The following is a 21975-nucleotide window of genomic DNA, read 5'->3' as shown; positions in this document are numbered from 1 at the left end:
GCTCCGCAGGAGCCGAAGAACGATAATGAATGATTTGTTACCACCAGGGCCTGTCTCCTGCGGAGACAGAAGAAAAGATGATAGAAGAACAGAACCCTGAACGGAGCGTCGCAACACCAGTTCAACAGTAGTAATGCAGCCGACAACCAAACAATCAAACCATGAATTTTTATTTGCGCAGAAAGTTTTTTGCCGTCGTCATTTTTTTCTTCTCCTGTTTTGCTTTGCATGCGCAGGATAGCTTATCAAAATATATTTTAACGCCGAAAGAAAGCCCCTCGCCAAAAATTAACGGACCGAAAGTCTTTGGTGTTCGTCCCAATCACCCGATTCTTTTTACCGTTCCCGCAACCGGCACAAGGCCTATGGCCTTTTCGGCTGATAATCTTCCGAAAGGCATAACGCTTGATGCAAAGACCGGAAGACTTTCCGGCTCTATTTCAAAACCCGGCGAATACATTTTGCTGCTCCATGCGAAAAACAAGTTGGGCGAGACGAAACGTTCTTTCAAAATCGTCGTTGGCGAAACCATTGCGTTAACGCCGCCAATGGGTTGGAACAGTTGGAACGTTTACGCATCGAAAGTGACGCAGGAATTGGTGGCCGCCAACGCAAGAGCAATGGCTTCTTCTGGTCTGATTAACCACGGCTGGAACTACATGAACGTTGACGACGTGTGGCAAGGCAAAAGGGGAGGAGAATTTGGCGGCATCATGTCCGATTCAACCACCTTTCCGAACATGCAGGCTTTGGTTGATGAAGTACACAACCTGGGTTTGAAGATTGGCATTTATTCTACGCCCTGGGTTGAATCTTACGGTCACCACATCGGCGGCTCGTCGCAAAATCCCGAAGGCATTTTTGCAAAGACGACCGAGAACGTTCCCCGCAACAAAAAACAATTGCCCTACGCCATTGGTCAATACACGTTTTGGGACAAAGACGTAAAGCAATGGGCCAAGTGGGGCTTTGATTATTTAAAATACGATTGGAACCCGATTGAAGTTCCCGAAACAAAAGCCATGTACGACCTGTTACGGGCCAGCGGCCGTGACGTTGTATTCAGCCTTTCTAATTCAACGCCGTTTGCATCCATTGGTGAATTATCAAAGATTGCGAACGCATGGAGAACCGGCGGTGATATCAGAGATAATTGGAAGAGTTTGAAAAGCCGTTTGCTTACGCAAGATAAATGGGCCCCTTATGCAAGCCCCGGTCATTGGAACGATCCCGACATGATGATTGTTGGCTGGGTGGGTTGGGGCAAAGGCCCTTATCCAACGCATCTTACTCCCGACGAACAATATTCGCACATGAGCGCATGGTGTTTGCAATCCGTGCCTTTGCTGTTGGGCAATGATTTGACGAAACTGGATGACTTCACATTAAGTCTTTTAACCAACGATGAAGTGCTGGCAGTTAATCAAGACCCCTTAGGCAAACAAGCAACGGTTGTTTCGAAGGTTGATTCGTGTGGCGTGCTTGCAAAAGATTTGGAAGACGGCAGCAAAGCCGCAGGTTTGTTTAACATCACCGACGACATCACGAGAAGGCTTTCCGTGAAATGGAGCGACTTGGGCATCAAAGGCAAATACATTGTTCGCGACTTGTGGCGGCAAAAAGACCTTGGTATTTTCAACGAAGAATTTTCTGCCGATGTGCCGCCGCACGGCGTGGTGATGATCAGCCTTCGCAAAGCAAAAGGCTAAGCGTATATATGCTATTGTTTCCGGGTTATTTTCTTGCGGCGTTAATGACTGCTTGCCAGGTTGGATAAGTTGCGGAAGTGTTCAATGTTTCCCGCACAACGGCCATGCACGAAGGTTCGAAGTAAGAAGCCAGAATCAATACCGGTACGCCAGCCGTCCGCTTAAAAGGCGCACCAATCTGGTAGCCGGGTTCTTTGTTGTCCGCTCGTTTTTTGTCGAAGGCCACGGTACTGTTGACAAATTCGGGATGCGTTTTTTCGCCGCTCACGAAGGGGATTAGAAAATCAATTGACTTCTGTACCGATGCGCCGGAAGGTGAAGCATAACGGTAGAAATCTTTGCCGGTGGCACGTTTCAGCACGGTGGCCAAACTAATCAGTGGTTCGAGGGTGTAGGTGTGGTAATGCAAAGCATCCCTTTCGTGAAAATCAATGCCGCTTCCGTCGGGCAACAAGTTCTTTTCAATTTGTGCAGGCAGTTCATCAGCAACATACTTTTTGTAAGTGTCGTTGTTCAGCAGGTAAGCAATGAATCCGATCACCTTGAGGCGGTGTGAATTCCAGTTGTTGAACGACGTCTTCTTTGTTTTCACCGCGCCTGTTTTAATTTCTGCATCGGCCATCTTTACCAGCCATACATTGATTGTTTTTTGCTGGTCAGCGGGCAGATCATTCTTGACAAGATCATAGGCAAAGAAGAGGTCTTCGAATTTTGTATCGTTAATCGGATTGCCTTGCGGCTGGTTCACCGTTGCCCACGCTGAAATGTAATCTCCTGCTTTTTGCAGATAATCTTTCTTGCCTTCGATTGCGTACGTTATCGCCAGCGAATAAATCTTCTCAATGTCCTTGAGCGATTTTCCCGTTCTGATTTTCTTCGGGTCGGTGGCAAGATGTCCTTCCGATACAACCGTGTCAATTGGGTCGGGTGTTTGCGCAAGTGCGTCGTTGGCAGTTTGTCTGATAGACACATAAAACTTTTTTGCGCTGCTGTCTTTTGCAATCAGGTTGTGCAGAGAAGAAATTTCTTTTTTATTCAAACCAACAAATTGAGCAAAGCCGTTTTGTGCAAGGAAGGAAAAAAGTAAAACAAAGAGGTATTTCATGATTTGTTCTTTAAAGTCAGCACAAGTTTACGCTCAATTAGAGGAATGGCAAGGGCAGGAAACACAAGGGAATAAAATGCCGCAAACGACCTTTCTGATGGACGCAAATAAGGATTCCATCTACCCGCACAGACTGTAAGTTTGTAACCTCAAAAACAACAGCGAATATGAAACGAATCGTATGGTTCATGCACGTAACATTAGATGGCTTTGTAGCCGGGCCAAACGGCGAAATGAATTGGATAAACGTAGGCGAAGAACTCTTTGATTATGCGGGCCGGGAAACAGCGGCTGCGGATACGGCGCTTTACGGCCGGGTAACTTACGACATGATGCAAGGCTACTGGCCTACAGCTGCGGACGGCCCCAATCCGTCGAAGCACGACATTGAACACTCAGGGTGGTACAACAGCGTAACCAAGGTGGTTGTCTCCAAAACACTCAAAGGAAAAGAGCTTGACAAAACAAAAATCATCAGCGAGAATGTTGCGGAGCAAATTCAAGAGCTGAAAGAAGGCGAAGGCGCGAACATCGTCGTGTTTGGCAGCCCAAGCATTGGACACCTGCTCATGCAGCACAATTTGATTGATGATTATTGGTTGTTTGTAAACCCAGTTGTATTGGGCGAAGGCATTCCGTTGTTTGCCGGAAGCCGGCTTCAATTAAAATTGGTTTCATCTGAGCGCCTTGCTTCGGGTGTGCTGGCGCTGCATTACGAAAAGGATGTTAAATAATTATACTTCCGGTACGGAAACCAGTTATGATTAATGAAACTTCTGAACTTATGGGTTTGTTATCTCGGCCCCATAAAGCGGTCTCCGTTAAAATGTATCATGTGCTCTGGAAAGTCAACTACCCAAACTTCAGTTTCCCAAGCAATGTTTGTTGAATGCTTTTTAAACTCTGCAAAGTCGGGAAATGCAGAAACGTAAACCCTTCCTGCTTTGCAGTCTTTCAACAGTTCTTCCAATTCAATTACCCGCTTAGGCGAAACTGGTCCATGTGATGTAACAGCTTCAATCAAGAAAAGCCAATTCCTTTTTTCGTCGTAAAGTACGACGTCAGGAAGTTTACTATGCTCGTCAATATGAATACCCAACTCTTTCAATTTCTTCTGGTCTATATATAAATCCTTATTTGCAGTATCGCCTAAATACAGAACTTCACTTCCTTGTGCAAAACGTGCAGCAAAGTCCTGTACAATTGCAGCTTGCACTTCATTATGTTTTCCTGCTGAAAGTTTCAATATTTTTCCATTACTAAGTTTTACAGGAATTAGATTTTGTTTTCGTTCTTTCAAGTAGCGTTTTGATAATTCACCAATTTCCGATTTAAACCGCTCAACCTCTTCTTTCCAAGCTTTTGTTCCGAAGGTTTTAATTGCCTCAAGTGCTTCGTTGGTTACAGCGTAATGAGCATTTGGACTATTTACTGGTAATTTCGGATTATCAGGATTGTAATCAGCAATTCTCGCTTGCACAAACTGATGCAAAACTTGCCTGCGGAAAGTTTCTCTGGTGTTCGGTGCATATTCTTTCTTATAAGCGTCCTTGCAAAAAGCCATGATGCCTTTTGAAACTTTCAAACTTGCTCTTGTAGCTTGGCTCCAACTGTCTCTTGGTTTGATGTCACAAAGAGCTAACAAAGTGTAAGCAGAGATTTCATTTTGTTGGGCAGCGGGAAGTCCTAATTCTTTCAGTATTTTTTGTGCGTCATCAATTTTGCTCATAAGCGAAAATGTGTTCCAAGTCAAAGTAGTCGTTTACAAGTTCGTTAACTACAGGTTGAGAAAAGTTGTTGGTTAATACTATTTGGTTGCCGATTTCTTTTATATCTTCCAACGGCGGCAAAGGCATTTCACGTAGTTCTGTTGCACTCACATTGATGTTGCCGTTGAAGGTTCTAAAGTAAGTGTCAAATAATTTGCTGTTCAAAAGTGCAGCAAGTCCTAAGATTTCGTTTCTCGCCAAATGCCCTTTTGGTCGGTAGATGTAATTTAAATGATTTTCGACACCAATAAATTCAGCTTGTGAGATGTCGACGAAATATGGCGTTGCAACCAATCTGCTCTTATCATCTTTTGCACTAAAGCGGCGAAGGAAAATGTAATTTTTGTTCGGCAGCAAAAGTGGTTTAGTCTCTTCGCAAAATTGAATATATTGCGGTTTGCCTTTTTTGAATACAGGATACTCAAAGGTCATTTTTCCTGTGTTGATTAGCTGATACAGTGGAACTAAAGTTTTTGTTCCGTTTTTGTACTGCTCATAGAGATATTCAGTTGCTCTGAACGAAACAACTGGACCTGTCGATATTTGCATATCGTACTTATGCAAACTTCCGTTCCATGATTTGAAAAGTTTAATCACTTTATCTTCTGTCTCGTTGCTTGGAAGATGCAGGATTTTTTCCTTCGTGTTGAAGTCAATTAATTCATCTGCCTGATATTCTTTTTCAGTTGGTTGGTCAAGGTCAATAACTCCATTAGAATGAGTTAAAAGGATATTAGCTAAATGTCCGTTCAGTTTTTGCTTCTTGCCTTTTAAAATTAATGTCTCCTGCAAAACATTGTCACGGTTGAAAGTGTCAGTTCTTGAGTTAAAAAGATGTATCTGCTCGATTTCAATTTCTGTGAAGAATGCTTCCCGAAATGCTCTGAAATAATTACCTGCTGCAAAACTTCGTGGGATAATGAAAATGAGTTCACCACCATTTTTTAAAAGTTTTGCAGCTGTCATTAAGAAGATTGAGTAAATGTTGGGTTGTCCCCAAACGATTGACTTTGCAACAACTGCCCTTTTATCGTCTTTACCGATTTTAAAGTATGGTGGATTTGAAATGACAATATCGTAAATAGCATTCTTCGGCTCATAGAAAAGAGTGCTTCCTTGTTCAAAGCAATCTTTGTTTTCTAACACAAAATCATTTGTGTCAAGCGTTGCTTTGAAACCGACTTTCTTCCCTTGAAGCCATGTTTTCAAGTAGTCAAGCGTTGCCTGTGTATAAGGAAGAATGTCTTTGTCAGTTTCGTAAACTACAAGCTCAATGTCTTTTACTGTGTCACCACGAAGAATAACTGTTTCAATAAGTGAGCTTGACAGTATTACTGTTCCACAACCTGGGTCAAGAATTTTCAACTTGCCTTTGGTCTCTGTGACAAGCCTTGCCATGAAATGAGCAATTTCGGTAGGTGTGAAAAATTGCCCATTGTCTTTCTTGTGCTGTGTCGTTACAGTCTTAGTATATAAGACGCCCAACCTGTCAGCAAAGTGACTTGGCAACTCATTGTCAAGTGGTTGAAGGTCTATAGTCTGCGTCATGCGAACAAATTTAAGCTAATTGTCAAATAGACTTCCCGAACGCACAAGCATGTGACGCAACAGAAGTGCAATCGCAGCACCACAGCTTAGTACATAAAAACAAAAGCCCCCGAATCTATCGGGGCTTTGTCGCTACAAGGTTGTACAACTTCATTAACGCCTCTTGCTTAAATCCACCAGCTTATCCTTGGCTTTTATCATCTCCGCGCCGGCCATTAAAAACGCACCCAGGCCGTGCGTGTCGTTGGTTTCTCTTGGGCGATTGAAATAATACGAAAGGTCTTCCTCCACGGACGTGCCAACGCAGATGTCAGGTATTTGTCCATCGGCAGTGACTCGCTTCACCAATGCGTCCCAACCTCTTTGCGCAACGGTGATAAAGCGCTTGTTGATCCAGCCTTCGTTCACGGCTTTTGCAACGGTGTACACGTACATGGCGGTTACCGAAGATTCAAGATAAGATTCGGGTTTGTCCAACAGTTGATGCCACATGCCGCTCGTGTCCTGGTAACGGGAGAAGCCAACGATTTGCCGAAGCAAAAGCTTTGTCAATTCAGGACGTTTTGGATGATTCGCCGGGAGATTGTTTAACAACTCCACTTGCGCCAAAGCCACCCAGCCGTTGCAACGTCCCCAACGTGCTACGCCGTTCATGTTCTCGTCGTTGAAGAAGGTGTGAAAGTAAAGTCCCGTTGTTGAATCGTAGATGTATCGGTTGAAGTTTTCGACTTGCTGAATGGCAAAATCAAAATACTTTTTATCGCCGGGCAGCTTTCCCATTCTCGCCAGGTAAGGAACGCTCATGTACAAATCATCGGCCCACAACGTCATCTTGCGCGGACCGTTCCTCGCCAGCGTTCCATCGGGAAACCGTACTTGTTTGTTGAGGATGTAATCGCTTACACGATTCAAGTAGTCAAGGTAATCCTTGCGCTTGTCGAAGGCATAAACGTCAAGCAGGCCCGCCGACATAGAGCCGCAATCGTCCAGCGAACCAATGCGAAACACCGGGCGGTATTCCACGCCGTTGTTGCCCGCATCAAACATGCGTTTGAAGTAATCAAGGTTGTCGAAAATAAAACCAAAGTTCCGGCGTGAGTAATCAAGATACTTTGCGTCGTTCAGCACATCACTGATGCGCAACATGCCCACCGTCAGCACGCCGTTCACGTATTGCCCTTTATTGAACTTGCTTTCGGCCTTCACGTTGTTGGTGGTGTCTTTACCTTTTGTGCTCCGGAATTTTTCTCCTGTTTTGTTGTTCACAAACTGGAAGAAAGTTGTTTGCAAAATGCGGTCGGCTACTCTTCGTACTACATCTTCAGTATTCGTTTGCGCAAAAAGCGTAGAAGAAAGAAACAGGAAAGGGGCGAACAATCGTTTCATGGTTGCTTTTTTATTGTGTGCTGGTCTGCATTGTCGTTGCAATCGTTCGGCTCAGGCTTTCTTCCGCGTCTTTAACTGCGCCGCATACAACGACGCCGGTTGCAAGCCCTCTTTGTTTTGCCCTTCCCATTCGCCGTCGGGACGGTCTTTGAAACGGCCGGGAACTTTCGTGCCTTTCAATCCAATGCAATAATTCTTTCCGTTTACCCACGGACTTTGCACCGCTACTTTTTTGGCCGTGCAGTTCCAAAGAATTTGCGTTACGCCAACCCAACCGTGACCGCTTCCGTAATTGCCGCGATCTTGAATATTGATTTCGCCATCCGTTACAACGTTATCGTACAGCGTTCCGCTCGACCACCGGTGATGCGGGCCAATATCGGCATGTGTTCTTTTTGCCGTGCAATTGTAGAACACGTTCGGGCCACAGGTTCTTGCCTGCGTTACGTAATCGTGCCGTCCATCCGTTGCTTCGCAATTGGCAAAAAGGTTTTGCTGGCCTTCGTTGCAAAACGAATAGCGACGACCGCCGGTGATGACGGACTTGTGCTCAAAGCAGCCGCAATTCGTTACCGTAATGTTCTTTGCCCATTCGTTTAGGTGCACGCAGGCATAAGCAAAATATTTTGCCGTTACGTTGCGCACCCAGCCATTTTCAATCCTGTCGAACGATACCGCATCCCACGCATGATTCTCGGCCGTGTCGCTTGTAAACGCCGACTCGCAGGCAAGGTTTTCAACACCCACGTGATTGATGCGGCCGTCGAACGTGTATTTGAAAATTTGTCCGCCGCCGTACTTCGGTTCCATGGCCATCACAACGGGATTGTCAATAAAAATTTTATTGCCCTCAACTTTCGTTACCACTCTTTCGTATTGCAAGTTGTATTCTTTCGGCTGCCATTGCTTCGTTCCGCCTCTTGCTTCAATCTGGTCCATCTTTAAATCTTTAATCCATTGCTCCGTGCCGGGACGATAAAGAATAATTCTGTCACCGGCCTTGAAACCGTTTGCCGACTCAACGGTGAATGATTTAGCGCCAACGGGAACGTAAGCATCCGTAACCGCTGTTCTCGTTCCTCTGACTTCCTGCACCTTGCCGGTTCCGGACACATCAATCAACGGGCGGTTAACGGTTCCTGCTGCAATTAGTTTTGTGCCCTCACCTTCACCGCGCAGCACAATGCCGCTGGCTTCAACTTTTATTTTATCGTTGATGATGTAGGTTCCTTTCTTCAACAACACAGCGCCGCGAAATCCATTTTTATCAAGCGGTTGTTTGCTTAGTTCATCAATGGCCGATTGAATTTCTTGTTCAGCGTTTGCCGAAGGCGAAACGGTTTTTACAACGGCAATAGAAGGAATGTCTTTATCGCCGGCATAAAATCCCACGCGGCTGAAATCGGGAAGGATGTTTCCTTTTTCATCGGGTGCATAACTAAGCGAGCCGTCTTTATTTTGGGTGACAAATTTTGAGTTCCATTCTTTGGCGGAACGAAAAGCAAAAAGCGCTGCAAAAATGAGCAGGAGAGAGGCCGGGATTTTTTTCTTCATAAAAACAATCGTTAATCGCAACTTAATATTCGGCCAAAATTTTTTACCGAATGGCCTTTGCCAGAATTGTTGAATAGTATGCTAACGAAATAAAACGACTACGCTCCATTTATGTTTCTATTGCACCGACCAATTTTATTGTTTGCTTAATGAATACTAAACCATGATAAAAAACGCAAGGTTTTTTCTACTCCTGTTAAGTATCGGTTATTCAATTCTCTCTCTTGCGCAAACGAAGTCTTTTTACAACGTAAAAGAACTCGGCGCAAAAGGCAACGGTACAACCAGCGATACGAAAGCCGTGAACAAAGTGATTGAAGACGCAGCCGCAGCAGGTGGCGGAACAATTTATTTTCCCGCCGGAAATTATTTGCTCGGTTCCGTTCGTCTTAAAAGCAATATCTGTTTGTTTATTGAGCAGGGCGCAACATTAATTGCTTCTTCTGATTCAACCGAGTTTGACAAGCCCGAACCAAGCGTGAACGACACGTACCAGGATTACGGTCACAGCCATTGGCAGAACAGTTTCATCTGGGGCGAAAAGCTGCACGACGTTTCCATTATCGGCAACGGTTTGATATGGGGAAAAGGCCTTGTACGCAGCGGCAAAAAAGGCGATCAAAAGCCCAACAAAGCCATTTCGCTTTTGCTTTGCCGCAATGTGACCATCAAAGACGTTTCGATTTTGCACGGCGGCTGGTTTGCGATTCTTGCCACTGGTGTGGACAACCTTACTCTTGACAACCTGAAAGTAGATACCAACCGCGACGGCTTTGACATTGATTGCTGCAAGAACGTTCGCGTTTCCAACTGCACCGTGAACTCGCCGTTTGATGACGGAATTTGTTTGAAAAGCTCTTTCGGTTTGGGTTATGCAAAGCCAACAGAAAACGTCACCATCACCAATTGCCAGGTAAGCGGTTACGACGAAGGAACGTTGCTTGACGGCACGTTCAAACGTGAATACAAACGTTACTCCGATAGCTCGGCAACGGGCCGCATTAAATTTGGAACGGAATCGAACGGTGGCTTTAAAAACATTACTATTACCAATTGCGTGTTTGAATATTGTCGCGGGCTTGCGCTGGAAACCGTTGACGGTGCTTTGCTGGAAGACGTGACCATCTCTAACCTTACCATGCGTGATATTTTGAACGCTCCCATCTTTATCCGTTTGGGTGCGAGAATGCGCGGGCCGGATACGATACCGGTTGGCAAATGCAGAAGAATCATCATTGAGAACGTGGTTGCCTGGAACGTGGACGCAAGGCAGGGTGCATTGATCAGCGGTTTGCCGGGGCACGACATTGAAGACCTGCAATTAAGCAACATCAAAATTTATTACAAAGGCGGCGGGTTGAAAGATTCCGTGAATCGCGTGGTGCCCGAATACGAAAAAGATTACCCCGAGCCGGGCCGTTGGCGTGTGCTGCCTTCGTACGGCTTTTATGTGCGCCATGTAAAGAACCTGAAGTTGACCGATGTTGAAGTCAGCTATATGAATGAAGACGGTCGTCCACCCTTTATACTCGATGATGTGAAGGGCGCAGAGCTTCGTTACATCAAAGCACAAAAAGCCCCCGGTGCTTCCACGGTTGTGTTGAAGAATGTAAAAGACGTGAGCATACAACAGGTACGCGGCTTGAAGGACGCAATGATTCAATCGGCCGACCGAAAGGATTTGTAGTGAAAGGCCTTTCTTCAAAAGCTTTTCTGCCGAAAAAGGTTATTTGATTTTGTACACAACGGGCCGCCTTTTCATTCGTCCTGCATGTAAGACAGGTGCCCGTTCACAACTTTTGCAGGCGCTGTGAACGGATGTTCTTTTGCTTTGCCAACGTCCATGATGTGTTGCACCGTCCATCCTTTCGCTTTTAAATAATCCGATATCAAGGACCGGTGGCAACGCCACCAAACGGCTTCGGAGCACATGTAAGCGGTTCTTGTTTCTGCACCGAGTTGCTCAAGAATGTGAATCCCTTCACGAAACGGCGGCGTTTCCATGTAATCCGCATACCCTCTAAAAGCAGGATGACGCCACGCAATGTTTTTGGAATTGCTTTTTGGTTTCCTTCGTCCGCCCAAGGATTCTATGTGTTCGTAGCGAATGTTGGCGGTTGCCAAAGCACGGCCAAGCTCCTCTTTATTAAAATGCGGAAACTTGCGGGAACCGGGAAAATGCCGCACGTCGGCAACCTGTGTAATGGAAAACGATTGCAGCATTTGGATGAATTCTTCCATCGTTCTTGTTGAGTGGCCAATGGTCCAAATGATGTTGTGTGCTGCCTGCATAAAATCAAAAGCAAATTAATTTCTTGTGTTCGTATAGCAATACAACGGTCAGCATCCTTTGTTCAATAGACATCTCAAACGAACAACCTGCCTGCAGGCAGAGAGCATGCAACGCAACCAAAGTCCAAGGCGAAAATGAAGCCCTGCGTGTAAACTTACCGGTACTAAAATAAAAAAGGCCAATCTTCGGTAAGCCTGAAGATTGGCCTTTGGTTCAATCATTTATCTGCTAATTGGCGGTGAATTCTTTTTGATAAGCCAGCGGGCTTTTGCCGGTTATTAGTTTGAAATACTTGTGAAAGCTGGTGAAATTATTAAAGCCGCTTTCGTAGCAAAGGCGCTTGATGCACTGGTTGTTTTCGATGAGCAATTTACAAGCGTGACCAACTCTTAATTCAATCAAAAACTGCGAATAGGTTTTTCTCGTTCTCGACTTGAAGTAACGGCAAAAAGAATTGGGACTGATGTTGGCAACTTCCGCAATTTCTTCCAACTGAATCTTGCGCTTGAAGTTTTTGATCGAGTATTCATAAATGGCATTGATGCGGTCTTTTTCTGCATCCACCAAATCGGGCTTGAAACCAATGGAGGAAAGCGGGGCCAATTGCTTGCCGTTGCCAACGGCGTTCAACGCTTCCATTAAAAGAATGATGCGGTGCGGTCCGTCGGCTTCCTGCATTTGTTCCAGCAATTCGGCTACACGTTGGCGTGTTTTGCCGGTAATCTGCAAGCCTCTTCTGCCTTTTTCTAAAACGGTTTTGAGGGAGAGGTTTTCCGGTAAATCCAGGAACTGCGCACCCCAAAAATTTTCGTTGAAATGCGCTACCCGCACATCGGCGGCCTCTTTTGTGCCTTCTTCGTAATACACATCGTCGAAGCGCCAGTAATGCGGGAGGTTAGAGCCAACCAAAACCACATCACCGGCTTTAAAGCGTTTGATGCAGTCGCCAATAAATTGCGTGCCTTCGCCTTTTTTAATGTGAATCAGTTCCACCTCGCTGTGGTAATGCCAGCGGTTGTTGATGGGGAATAAATCGCGGCGAACGCTAAACGAACGGTCAGGGCCTTTGGAAACTTTTAAAAGTTGTGGTCTCATTCAGCTTAATTAGCGTAAAATCGTTAGAAAATAGGTAGATCGATGCCAAATTAGCTTATTCATCTATTTTTAAAAAAATTTTTTCGTTTAACTGTTCTATACTGTTTGTTCTTTTTTTATAGCCGAAAGGCGCATGTTAAAATAGCTGAACGATACGGCAATTATTTGCAACACATCCTTGCTGTTTCGGTTTTTATTTGTTGCGGTAACGGGCCTGTTGACGTTGTTTCTGCTTTGGAGAAATGACATAAAACCAATTGCCGCCTTCCTCTGTATGAACAAACGCAGTTATCTTCTGCCCATCATCCTGGTTACGTCTTTGTTTTTTTTGTGGGCCTTTCTGCACAACATCAATCCCATCTTAATTCCGCATTTAAAAAAAGCCTGTCAGTTGTCCGATACGCAATCGGCTTTCATAGACACAGCGGTTTACCTGGCTTATTTTTCCGTTGCGCTGCCGGCGGGTTTGTTCATGCACAAATACGGTTATAAAAAAGGTATTTTGTTCGGCTTGTTTTTGTACGGTTTAGGTGCGCTTCTTTTTTTGCCCGCGGCGACTACGCGAAACTTTACTTTCTTTCTCGGCGCACTCTTCGTAATTGCGGCTGGTGCTACATTTTTAGAAACGGTTGCCAATCCGTACATGGCAAAACTGGGCGATGAAAAGAGCGGCGCAAGACGGTTGAACTTTGCGCAATCCTTCAACGGCGTTGGCGCTTTTTTGGCGCCGATACTTGGCGGAAAATTTATTTTATCGGGCATTGAACACACGCCGCAGGAGTTGCGGCAAATGGCGGCAGCCGGACAATTAAATTCCTATTTGCAATCCGAAGCGGACACGGTGAAAACGCCGTATTTGGTGATTGCCGCCGGCGTGCTTTTGTTGTTGCTTTTATTTGCCGTTTCAAAACTCCCTGCCGGTGAAAACGTGCACGAAAACAAGGGTCAAAAATTCTCCTTCAGCGTACTGAAAATACCGCAGGTGAAATGGGCCGTAATTGCGCAATTCTTTTACGTGGGTGCACAGGTTGGCGTAGGCAGTTTTTTTGTGCGCTTTACAAAACAGGCGATGGATCTGCCCGAAAAGCAAGCCGCTTATTGGTGGGGTTACATTGCCATGGTCGGCTTTATGGTAGGACGTTTCGTAGGCACGTTCCTGATGAAATACATTCGGCCCGAACGCCTGCTGGCGCTGTACGCTTTCATTAATATTTTATTGTTGTCGGTAGCTGTTTTTGCACACGGTAACGTGGCGGTTTATGCGCTGATGGGCGTTCCGTTTTTCATGTCCATTATGTTCCCGACCATTTTTGCGCTGGGCGTAAAAAACCTGGGCGAAGAAACCAAGATCGCTTCTTCGTTCATCATCATGTCCATTGTGGGCGGCGCGGTATTTCCTTTGCTCATGGGACGAATTTCAGATGCGTCGGGCGGTAATATCCAATTGGGGTACATCGTGCCCATTGCCTGTTTCGTTTTGATTTTGTTTTATGCGCTTCGCCAAAAGATAGACGTTGGCGCACCAAAAGAAGTGATTGCCTTATCGCATTAACTCCATTTATGAAACGCTACTGCTTAACACTCGATTTAAAAAGCGATCCGGATTTGATCCGACAATACGAAGAACATCACAAACAAGTGTGGCCGGAAATCATTGCTTCAATAAAAGAAGCCGGTATTGAAAAAATGGAAATCTATCGTCTCGGAACAAGATTGTGCATGATGATGGAAACCCCGGATGATTTCAGCTTTGAAAAAAAAGCAGCAGCCGATGAAGGCAATACAAAAGTGCAGCAATGGGAAGAACTGATGTGGCGTTACCAACAACCCTTAGTGGAAGCGGCAAAAGGCGAAAAGTGGATGCTGATGGAAAAAATTTTTTCGTTAAACGAATATTAAGATCACGATGATTCAAGAAAGGACGAAGGTTCAAACTTATTTGCAGATTCATCCCAACGACAACGTACTGGTGGCTTTGCAGGATTTGTTGGCGGGAACAACGGTAATAACAAAAAGCCGCGAAGTAATTCTTCAGCAACCCATTGGCGCCAAGCACAAGTTCTTCGTCAACGATATGAAAGCGGGCGACGAGGTGATTATGTACGGAACGCTTGTGGGCAAGGTACAAGTGCCGGTTTCCAAGGGCGAATTAATGACGACGGCCAACACCAAACACGCGGCGGAAAGCTATGCCTACAAAGGCTTTCAGCACCGCTGGCAACAACCCGACGTGTCGAAATTTAAAGCAAGAACCTTTAACGGCTACAAGCGCAGCGACGGAAGAGTGGGAACGGCCAATTATTGGTTGTTCATTCCCACTGTGTTTTGCGAAAACAGAAATTTGGACGTGATCAAAGAAGCCTTGCACAAAGAATTGGGCTACGCTGTTTCGGATAAATACAATCATTTTACGCGGCAGGTCTTTCAGGCTTTTAAAGAAGGCAAAGACATTGAGCAAATTGATTTGGGGCCATCGTCAAACCAACGCGAACGTTATTTTAAAAACATTGACGGCATTAAATTTCTTAACCATCAGGGCGGTTGCGGCGGCACGCGACAAGATGCTTCAACATTGAGCTCCCTGCTTGCCGCTTACGCTGATCATCCAAACGTGGGCGGCGTAACGGTGTTGAGTTTGGGTTGCCAGCATTTGCAGGTTGAATATTTTCTGGCCGATTTAAAAAAGCGCAATCCTTCGTTCGATAAGCCACTTTATGTTTTTGAACAACAGCAATCGCAAAGCGAAGAAGAATTGATCTGCAACGCCATCAAAAAAACGTTTTTGGGCCTTGCCGAAATCAACAAGATTGAAAGAGAACCGGCGCCTTTACGTGAATTAACCATCGGCGTGAAATGCGGCGGCAGCGACGGTTTTAGCGGCATCTCCGCCAATCCCGCTGTGGGTTGTGCGTCGGACCTTTTGGTGGCGCTCGGCGGAAAAGTTTTACTGGCCGAATTCCCCGAACTCTGCGGCGCGGAACAAGAACTCATTGACCGCTGCGTGAACGAAAGCGTTGCAGAAAAGTTCATTCACCTAATGGAATCTTACAATGACCTGGCGAAGAAAGTCGGTTCGGGTTTTCACATGAATCCCTCGCCGGGGAATATTAAAGACGGTTTAATTACCGATGCGATCAAATCAACCGGTGCGGCAAGAAAAGGAGGAACATCACCGGTGGTGGATGTATTGGATTATACCGAACCTGTTACAAAGCCCGGATTGAGTTTGGTGTGTACACCGGGCAACGATGTGGAAGCAACAACCGGCAAAGCAGCAAGTGGCGCAACACTCATTCTGTTCACTACCGGCTTGGGTACGCCAACGGGAAATCCCGTTGCGCCTACGGTAAAGATTTCAACCAACACTGGATTGGCTTCACGCATGAGTGACATCATTGATATTGATACCGGCGGCATTATTCGCGGTGAAAAAACCATTGAACAAATGGGCGAAGAAATTTTGGAATATTGCATCAAAGCAGCCAGCGGCGAAATCATTCCAAAAGCCGTATTGTTGGGGCAAGATGATTTCATTCCGTGGAAGCGCGGCGTCTCCTTATAAATTAAATTGCGAAAAAAATGTTTGACCTGAACGGAAAAGTTGCGGCAGTAACCGGCAGTGGCAGCGGCATTGGAAAAGCGGTGGCTTTGTTGTTTGCAAAGCGAGGTGCGACGATTCAATTGATAGACCTTAACGAAGAAGCGCTTAACGCTACGGAAGATGAAATTAAAAAGGCCGGCGGTAATGCTGTAAAACAGGTTTGCGACGTTACGAAACAGCAGCAAGTGAAAGATGTTTTCAACAGCATCGGCACAATTGATATCTTGGTGAACAGCGCCGGCGTGTCGCACGTGGGCAACGTGGAAAATACGCCGGAAGCCGATTTTGACCGTTTGTACAACGTAAACGTGAAAGGCGTTTACAATTGTTTGCAGGCCGCGGTTTCGCTGATGAAAGAAAATGGTTCCGGTGTGATTTTAAACCTTGCGTCCATTGCCAACAATGTTGGCCTTGCCGACCGCTTTGCTTACTCCATGACCAAGGGCGCCGTATACGCCATGACACTTTCGGTGGCGCGGGACTACATCAAAGAAGGCATTCGCTGCAACTGCATTTCGCCGGCAAGGGTGCACACGCCTTTTGTAGATGGATTTATCAAGAAAAATTATCCGGGCAAAGAAGATGAGATGTTTCAAAAGCTTTCCGCATCGCAGCCCATTGGCCGCATGGCAAAGCCGGAAGAAATTGCGCACCTCATTTTGTACCTCTGCTCCGATGAAGCTTCCTTCATTACCGGCTGCGATTATCCGATTGACGGCGGCTTTATCAAACTCAATAATTAATTCAAACAGAATAAAATTTACGCATGAAGCTGATACGCTTTGGTTCCGTCGGCCAGGAAAAGACGGGTGTTATTATTGGTGAAGATTATTACGATACTTCTTCTTTCGGCGAAGATTACAACGAAGCTTTTTTGCAAAACGACGGTTTAAACCGCCTGCAAAAATTTGTGGATGCAAACAAGGGTTCACTGCCGAAAATTTCAAAAGACGTTCGGTTGGGAAGCCCCCTTGCACGGCCTTCAAAAATTATTTGCATCGGTTTGAATTATGCTGATCACGCCAAAGAAACCGGCGCCGCTACGCCTAAAGAGCCGATTGTTTTTTTTAAATCAACAACGGCGTTAATTGGTCCGAACGACGATGTGGTCATTCCGAAGAATTCAACCAAAACAGATTGGGAAGTAGAACTCGCGGTTGTCATTGGAAAGAAGGCCACGTATGTAGTGGAGAGCGAAGCAATGGATTACGTGGCCGGTTATTGCCTGCACAACGATTTGAGCGAACGCGAGTTTCAGCTTGAACGCGGCGGCCAGTGGGTGAAGGGAAAAAGCTGCGACACGTTTGCTCCGCTGGGGCCTTTTCTTGTCACAAAAGATGAGATTGCGGAGGTGAATAACCTGCGGCTTTGGTTGACGCTAAACGGTCAAACGATGCAGGACGGCACAACGGCCAATCTTATTTTCAACGTTCCTTTTCTTGTTTCTTACCTAAGCCAGTTTATGACCTTGCTTCCGGGTGATGTGATTTCAACGGGCACGCCTGCAGGTGTGGGTTTGGGCATGAAGCCAGCAGTATATTTAAAAGCCGGTGATGTAGTAGAATTGGGCATTGACGGATTGGGCACGCAAAAACAGAACGTAAAAAATTGGGCAAAGGGATAAGCTATTTTATCATTCGTAAAATCAAAAAATGGACTTAGGCTTACGCGAAAAAATCATCATCGTTACCGGTGGCGCCAAAGGCATCGGCGAAGGCATTGTGCGGGTGTTGGCGGCTGAAGGCGCAACGCCGGTGATTATCGGCAGAAACAATGAAGACAACGAAAAGATAAAAGACGAACTCTTGGGCAGTGGAAAATTTTGCGGTGCATTCGTTGCCGAACTGTCGAGACCCGAGGAATGCAAAAAAGCAGTAGATGCCGTTGTTGCAAAATACGGCCGCATTGATGGCCTTGTGAATAATGCCGGCGTGAACGACGGTGTGGGGCTTGAAAGCGGCAACTACGAAAAATTCATGCAAAGTCTGCACAGCAATTTGGTTCATTATTACTTGATGGCGCATCACGCTTTGCCGCACCTGATAAAGTCAAAAGGTTCTATTGTAAACATCGGTTCCAAAACGGCCGAAACAGGACAAGGCAACACGTCGGCTTACGCGGCGGCAAACGGTGGTCGCAATGCGCTAACAAGAGAATGGGCGGTTGAATTGTTGAAGTACGGCATTCGTGTGAATGCGGTTGTTGTTGCAGAGTGCTTTACGCCTTTGTATGCAAAATGGATACAAACCCTGCCCAATCCCGACGAAAAATTAAAATCAATTACGGCAAAAATTCCCTTTGAAAACAGGATGACCACAGCCGAGGAAATTGCCAATGCGGTGGCTTTTCTTCTTTCCGAAAAGTCTAGTCACACTACAGGCCAACTGGTTCACGTAGATGGCGGTTACGTGCATCTCGACAGAGCTTTGTAACCTTAAGCGCAATGCGCTTCATTTAAAATTGTTAGATCGAGTGTTGCTCCAATAACGCTCTGCTATGAATGATGAATCGCTTATCCTGTATGCTGATAGCATTTTCCTCGACAAATTCATTCATGACGCGGAAAGCCGTTTCGTAACTCGTGCCTGCATACGAGGCCAGATCTTGCCGGCTTAGGGAAATATTTAGAAAGCCATCGGGTGTGTGGCCAAATTTTTCATCGAGCAATAAAAGGCATTGAGCAATCCGGCTTTTTACCGGCATGTGCGCCAGGTTGCGCATGTTCCGTTCGCTTTCTTTTAATTCGGCTGCAAAAAACTCCATCAACTCATAAAGAAGCGCGTGGTTGACTTTTAGCGATGCCTGGAAGAAATCCATTTCCACAAAGCAAAGTTTTGTGGATTCAATCGCCGTTCCCGTTACCGGGTAAATTAAATCTCTTCCCAAACCGCGGTGGCCAATGATAGCCCCTCTTTTCGCAAAGCGAACAATTAGTTCTTTTTCGCCCCACTGCTTGTGCACTTTTACTGCACCTTCATAAACAAAAAAAATTCCTTTAACCGCTTCGCCTTCCTGAAAAATATCATCTCCCTTTTTTACAACGAAGTTTTTGCGGTGAGCGTCAAGTGCGGGAATCCATTCTTTCTGGCAAAGCTGACACAAAAAACAGGTTTTCAAATCACAAGCCACTTTGGAAATTTTCATATGCGGAATTTATGATCTGGGTATGTTCATCAATCCAGATTTTTTGCGATGATAGGTAAAATGAGAGAAAGATTTCAAATTAAGATTAAAAATATCTATAAATAATTTTAAACATAGCTTAAAATTACGAGCATTTATTCTTATTTTTATGACATAAACAATAAAATTATATCTATAAGATTGAAATGATTGCAAAACTTGGTTAGATGTAATTTATACTAATACGTTTGCTTGCCAATAATTGTCCATCAAAACTGCAAGGATGAAGATCGTAATTATTGGTAACGGCATGGTTGGCTACAAATGTTGTGAAAAATTGGTGGCCAAATCCTCTCAGGCTTTTCAGATTACCGTGTTTGGCGAAGAAATTCGTCCCGCCTACGACCGCGTACACCTCAGCGAATATTTTTCGGGCAAATCGGCCGATGAGCTTTCAATGGCGCCCGCTCAATGGTATGCCGATCACAATATCTCTCTTTATTTAGGTGATCCTGTTACGTCCATTGACCGCTCTGCTAAAACAGTTCGCTCCCATAACGGCTTGACGGTTTCCTATGACTATCTTATTCTCGCAACTGGCTCCGGGGCTTTTGTGCCGCCTATTCCTGGTGTAGAAAAAGAAGGTGTTTTTATCTATCGAACAATTGAAGACCTCGAGTTGATTACGGCCTATGCCAAAAAAGCAAGAACCGGCGCGGTTATCGGTGGCGGCTTGCTTGGCTTGGAAGCTGCTAAGGCACTTTTGGATTTAGGCATACGCGATACGCATGTCATTGAATTTGCGCCGCGCCTCATGCCCCGCCAGATTGATGATGCCGGCTCCAAAATTTTGCAGGCCAAACTTTCAGCTCTCGGTATAAAAATTCACACCGCTACCAATACGTCTGAAATCCTTGGAGACGGGCAGATAGAGGCACTCCGCTTCAGCAACGATACCATATTAAACATGGACATGCTGGTCATTTCAGCCGGCATTAAGCCAAGGGATGAATTGGCCAAGGCCTGCGGTTTAGAAATTGGTCCTCGTGGCGGCATTGTGGTCAACGACAAGTTGCAAACGAACGATGAGCGCATATTTGCTATCGGCGAATGTGCCTTACACGGAAGCATGATTTATGGTCTTGTTGCGCCGGGTTACGAAATGGCTGATGTTGTGGTGTCCAATCTTACCGGTGGTGCAAAAACATTCAGCGGTTTTGACATGAGCACCAAACTCAAACTGATTGGTGTTGATGTGGCGAGTTTCGGCGATCCATTTATTCAAACGACATCAACAAGAACAGTCGTGTTTGAAGATTGCCACAAGGGTATTTACAAGCGCATCAATATTAGTGAAGACGGTAAGCAGCTTCTGGGTGGCATTTTGGTTGGCGATGCCGAAGCGTACAACATGCTCCTGCAAACCTGCAAAAACAAAGTCGTATTGCCGCCCAATCCCGAAGACGTGATTTTAGGAGCCAGAGGCATTGAGGGCGACAGTGGCGCGGGTGTAGCAGGGCTGCCGGAAGACGCTATTATTTGCAGTTGCGAAAGCATAAGCAAAGGCGATATCTGCAATGTTGTAAACAACGGCTGCGAAACTGTTGACGCTATAAAAAAATGCACAAAAGCCGGAACGGGTTGCGGTGGTTGCGTGCCCATGCTGAAAGACCTGATGGTTCATACCATGAAGTCACAGGGCAAGTACATCCGCAACGTTTTGTGCGAACATTTTGATTATGCCCGGCAGGAACTCTTTGATCTTATTCGGGTAAAAGAATTAAAATCCTTTGATGCCGTCTTGGATACTTTGGGTCATGGTGATGGATGCGAAGTTTGTAAACCTGCCATTGCTTCCATTCTTGCTTCGTTGTGGAACGAGATGATTTTGAAGAAAGGAAACGACACGGCGCAAGACTCCAACGACCGGTACCTCGCCAACATTCAAAAAGGCGGAACGTATTCCGTTGTGCCGCGTATTCCGGGCGGCGAAATCACGCCGGAGAAATTAATCGTCATTGGGCAAGTGGCGCAGAAATACAATCTCTACACAAAAATCACCGGCGGCCAACGCATTGATCTTTTTGGCGCACACCTAAATGATTTGCCGGCCATTTGGGAAGAATTAATTGCCGCCGGATTTGAAAGTGGCCATGCGTACGGAAAAGCGTTACGCACGGTGAAAAGCTGCGTTGGTTCAACCTGGTGTCGTTTCGGTTTACACGACAGCGTAAGCTTTGCCATTCGCATTGAAGAACGTTACCGAGGCTTGCGTGCACCGCATAAAATCAAGTCTGCTGTTTCGGGTTGCGTTCGCGAATGTGCCGAAGCACAAAGCAAAGACTTCGGCATTATTGCCACGGAAAAGGGTTGGAATCTTTATGTCTGTGGCAACGGCGGTTCCAAGCCGCAGCACGCTTTGCTGCTTGCGCAGGATTTGGACAGCGAAACCTGCATTAAATACATTGACCGTTTTTTGATGTTCTACATTAAGACAGCAGATCCGCTTGCAAGAACAGCCACATGGTTAAACAAGATGGAAGGCGGCATTGATTACCTGCGCAATGTGGTAGTGAATGATAGCCTTGGCCTTGCAGAAAGTTTGGAAAAAGAAATGCAATTCCTGGTTGATCATTATAAATGCGAATGGAAAGAAGTGGTGGATAACCCCGAACTGCGCAAACGCTTTAACCACTTTGTGAATGCCCCGGAAGAGAAGGACCCTACCGTGAAGTTCTCGCCGCTGCGTGAGCAGAAGAAGGCGGAATGGAAATGATGAAGGTGAGACATGA

Annotated in this window: 18 protein-coding genes; 10 read left to right on the top strand and 8 right to left on the bottom strand. The window is 45.7% G+C overall.

The annotated features are described in order from the left end of the window. Window positions 1-161 precede the first annotated feature (161 nt). The gene (locus tag FSB75_RS09610) at window positions 162-1709 is read left to right on the top strand and encodes a putative Ig domain-containing protein (RefSeq protein ID WP_146786235.1); all 1548 of its coding nucleotides are present in this window, start codon (window positions 162-164) and stop codon (window positions 1707-1709) included. A gap of 25 nt (window positions 1710-1734) precedes the next feature. Here FSB75_RS09610 and FSB75_RS09605 read toward each other — a convergent pair whose 3' ends face one another. After that, window positions 1735-2814, bottom strand: coding sequence for an alginate lyase family protein (locus FSB75_RS09605; protein WP_146786231.1), 1080 nt, complete (start codon window positions 2812-2814; stop codon window positions 1735-1737). A gap of 167 nt (window positions 2815-2981) precedes the next feature. Between FSB75_RS09605 and FSB75_RS09600 the strand changes: the two genes are divergently transcribed. Beyond that, window positions 2982-3548 (top strand): dihydrofolate reductase family protein, encoded by a 567-nt coding sequence (locus FSB75_RS09600; RefSeq protein ID WP_146786228.1) that lies wholly within the window; start codon window positions 2982-2984, stop codon window positions 3546-3548. A gap of 59 nt (window positions 3549-3607) precedes the next feature. Here FSB75_RS09600 and FSB75_RS09595 read toward each other — a convergent pair whose 3' ends face one another. The 4 genes from FSB75_RS09595 to FSB75_RS09580 all read right to left on the bottom strand — a co-directional run bounded on the left by FSB75_RS09595 (window position 3608) and on the right by FSB75_RS09580 (window position 9071). Beyond that, on the bottom strand, window positions 3608-4543 hold the full coding sequence (locus FSB75_RS09595) for a BsuBI/PstI family type II restriction endonuclease (protein ID WP_146786226.1): 936 nt from the start codon (window positions 4541-4543) through the stop codon (window positions 3608-3610). Further along, on the bottom strand, window positions 4530-6131 hold the full coding sequence (locus tag FSB75_RS09590) for an Eco57I restriction-modification methylase domain-containing protein (RefSeq protein ID WP_146786223.1): 1602 nt from the start codon (window positions 6129-6131) through the stop codon (window positions 4530-4532). The genes FSB75_RS09595 and FSB75_RS09590 overlap by 14 nt, the downstream gene beginning before the upstream one ends. 153 nt (window positions 6132-6284) lie before the next feature. Continuing rightward, a complete protein-coding gene (locus tag FSB75_RS09585; protein WP_146786220.1) occupies window positions 6285-7517 on the bottom strand; it encodes a glycoside hydrolase family 88/105 protein in 1233 nt (410 codons plus the stop codon). Window positions 7518-7568: 51 nt separating this feature from the next. Next, window positions 7569-9071, bottom strand: a complete 1503-nt coding sequence (locus tag FSB75_RS09580; protein WP_146786217.1) for a hypothetical protein — start codon at window positions 9069-9071, stop codon at window positions 7569-7571. Between the two features lie 163 nt (window positions 9072-9234). On the opposite strand from FSB75_RS09580, the gene FSB75_RS09575 reads away from it, so the two are divergent. Continuing rightward, window positions 9235-10758, top strand: a complete 1524-nt coding sequence (locus tag FSB75_RS09575) for a rhamnogalacturonidase (RefSeq protein ID WP_146786214.1) — start codon at window positions 9235-9237, stop codon at window positions 10756-10758. 71 nt (window positions 10759-10829) lie between these two features. Here the strand turns inward: FSB75_RS09575 and FSB75_RS09570 are convergent, their stop codons facing one another. Both FSB75_RS09570 and FSB75_RS09565 read right to left on the bottom strand, forming a co-directional pair. Continuing rightward, window positions 10830-11363 (bottom strand): DUF488 domain-containing protein, encoded by a 534-nt coding sequence (locus FSB75_RS09570; RefSeq protein ID WP_146786211.1) that lies wholly within the window; start codon window positions 11361-11363, stop codon window positions 10830-10832. Between the two features lie 229 nt (window positions 11364-11592). Beyond that, window positions 11593-12459, bottom strand: a complete 867-nt coding sequence (locus tag FSB75_RS09565; RefSeq protein ID WP_146786208.1) for an AraC family transcriptional regulator — start codon at window positions 12457-12459, stop codon at window positions 11593-11595. A gap of 274 nt (window positions 12460-12733) precedes the next feature. Between FSB75_RS09565 and fucP the strand changes: the two genes are divergently transcribed. From fucP to FSB75_RS09535, 6 genes are read left to right on the top strand one after another with little or no spacing between them, the layout of a single operon-like run. Continuing rightward, window positions 12734-14011: an L-fucose:H+ symporter permease gene (gene fucP, locus FSB75_RS09560; protein WP_146786205.1), complete on the top strand. Its 1278-nt coding sequence runs from the start codon at window positions 12734-12736 to the stop codon at window positions 14009-14011. 8 nt (window positions 14012-14019) lie between these two features. Next, window positions 14020-14358 carry an L-rhamnose mutarotase gene (locus FSB75_RS09555; RefSeq protein WP_146786202.1) on the top strand — a complete coding sequence of 113 codons (339 nt, stop codon included), beginning with the start codon at window positions 14020-14022 and terminating at the stop codon, window positions 14356-14358. A 7-nt stretch (window positions 14359-14365) separates the two neighbouring features. Next, window positions 14366-16021 carry a UxaA family hydrolase gene (locus tag FSB75_RS09550; protein WP_146786199.1) on the top strand — a complete coding sequence of 552 codons (1656 nt, stop codon included), beginning with the start codon at window positions 14366-14368 and terminating at the stop codon, window positions 16019-16021. A gap of 17 nt (window positions 16022-16038) precedes the next feature. Continuing rightward, window positions 16039-16803 carry an SDR family NAD(P)-dependent oxidoreductase gene (locus FSB75_RS09545; protein ID WP_146786197.1) on the top strand — a complete coding sequence of 255 codons (765 nt, stop codon included), beginning with the start codon at window positions 16039-16041 and terminating at the stop codon, window positions 16801-16803. Window positions 16804-16826: 23 nt separating this feature from the next. Next, a complete protein-coding gene (locus FSB75_RS09540; protein ID WP_146786195.1) occupies window positions 16827-17684 on the top strand; it encodes a fumarylacetoacetate hydrolase family protein in 858 nt (285 codons plus the stop codon). Window positions 17685-17712: 28 nt separating this feature from the next. Then, window positions 17713-18492: an L-fucose dehydrogenase gene (locus FSB75_RS09535; protein ID WP_146786191.1), complete on the top strand. Its 780-nt coding sequence runs from the start codon at window positions 17713-17715 to the stop codon at window positions 18490-18492. A gap of 31 nt (window positions 18493-18523) precedes the next feature. Here the strand turns inward: FSB75_RS09535 and FSB75_RS09530 are convergent, their stop codons facing one another. Beyond that, the gene (locus FSB75_RS09530) at window positions 18524-19204 is read right to left on the bottom strand and encodes a Crp/Fnr family transcriptional regulator (protein ID WP_146786188.1); all 681 of its coding nucleotides are present in this window, start codon (window positions 19202-19204) and stop codon (window positions 18524-18526) included. 262 nt (window positions 19205-19466) lie between these two features. Here FSB75_RS09530 and nirB point away from each other — a divergent pair, with 262 nt between their 5' ends. Further along, window positions 19467-21959 (top strand): nitrite reductase large subunit NirB, encoded by a 2493-nt coding sequence (gene nirB, locus FSB75_RS09525; RefSeq protein ID WP_146786185.1) that lies wholly within the window; start codon window positions 19467-19469, stop codon window positions 21957-21959. Window positions 21960-21975: the final 16 nt, after the last annotated feature.

The organism is Flavisolibacter ginsenosidimutans, assembly GCF_007970805.1.
In the GTDB taxonomy this organism is placed as follows: Bacteria; Bacteroidota; Bacteroidia; order Chitinophagales; family Chitinophagaceae; genus Flavisolibacter; species Flavisolibacter ginsenosidimutans.
The sequence above is the reverse complement of the archived record's forward strand: the minus strand, read 5'-3'. Positions and strand labels throughout refer to the sequence as shown.